Genomic DNA, 1,511 nt, shown 5'->3' on the forward strand with positions numbered 1-1,511 from the left:
GTCGTCGGCAGCGCAGCCGGCGCGATCATCGGCATTGGCTCGGCCTATCTCGGCGGACGAACCGACGAGGCCATCATGCGTACCAACGACGCCGTGATGGCGATCCCAGGCCTTCTGATGGCCCTGTTGCTGGTCTCAACGCTCGGCAACGGCGCCGGCAATGCCGTCATTGCCATCGCGGTGGCCTTTGCGCCCGGCATGGCGCGGGTGACCCGCTCGGCCGCGCTCAACGTGCGCAATCAGGACTACGTCAAGGCCGCCATAGCGCGTGGCGAGGGAGCGCCCTGGATCATCTTCCGCGAGATGTTGCCGAACGTCATGGCGCCGATCGTGATCGAATCCACCATCCGCGTGTCCTTCGCCGTCATGCTGTTCGCAACGCTGAGCTTTCTCGGCGTCGGCGCCCAGCCGCCCGCATCCGAATGGGGGCTCATGGTGGCGGACGCGCGCCAATACATGCATCAGGCGCCGTGGGGATTGATTGCGCCCTCGGCCGCGATCGCACTTACCGCCATTGCCTTCAACCTGGTCGGCGATGGTCTTCGCGACGCTCTCAATCCGAAGGACGAGCGGTGACCTCAGCGCTTTCGATCCGGAGCTATACGCTCGACTACATCACGTCAGCCGGGCCGGTACGCGTACTGCACGACATCTCGCTGCAGATCGCGCCGGGCGAGGTGCTGGGCCTCGTCGGAGAATCCGGGTCAGGCAAGAGCTCGCTTGCCTGGGCTCTGATGCGCCATCTACCCGACAACGCCCGCGAAGTCGCAGGCTCGCTGCGGCTAGGCGATGTCGACCTTCAGCGCCTGAGCCCGCGCGAGCTGACCGAGATCCGAGGACGCCGTCTCGGGATGGTGTTTCAGGATCCTTCGACATCGCTCAATCCGACGCTCACCATCGGAACGCAAATCACGGAAGCGTTGATACGGCATCGCGGTCTCAAACCGCGCGACGCTGACACGCTTGCCATCGATCTGCTCGGTCACGTCGACCTCAACAATCCTGCTGCAATCATGCGGCGCTATCCGCATGAAATCTCCGGCGGAGAAAAACAGCGCGTCGTCATTGCCACCGCCTTTGGCTGCCGACCCGACGTCATTCTCTTCGACGAGCCGACCACCGCACTCGACGTCATCACTGGCGCGCGCATCCTCGAGCTGTTCGCGCGATTACGCCGGGAGACGGGCGTTGCCGCGCTCTATATTTCCCACGATCTTGCACTTGTGACGCGCGTCGCCGACCGGGTCGCGGTTCTGGAGCGCGGCCGCCTGGTTGAGCAGGCGCCGGCGGCCGAGATCTTCCGCGCGCCGCGCCACGCCAACACGCGCGCACTTGTGGACGCCGTGCCTAGACCGGAACGTCGTCTTGTCCATGACATGCCGCGCGACCAGGTCCTTCTGGCGGCCTCCGAGATCGAAGTCCAATATGGCAGCGGCGGGCTGTTCCGCGACGCGCCGCCCCCGGCCACGAAAAAGATCGGGCTTGAGGTTCGTGGCGGCGAGATCCTCGGT

At 65.2% G+C, this 1,511-nt stretch carries 2 protein-coding genes; both read left to right on the forward strand.

Going from position 1 to position 1,511, the window contains the following annotated elements:
- The coding region (locus ACXJL8_RS40785; protein WP_456687007.1) for an ABC transporter permease at positions 1–576 on the forward strand (576 nt) is incomplete at its 5' end.
- The coding region (locus ACXJL8_RS40790; protein ID WP_456687008.1) for an ABC transporter ATP-binding protein at positions 573–1,511 on the forward strand (939 nt) is incomplete at its 3' end. The genes ACXJL8_RS40785 and ACXJL8_RS40790, both read left to right, overlap by 4 nt.

Source organism: Bradyrhizobium sp. P5_C11_2 (assembly GCF_054049755.1).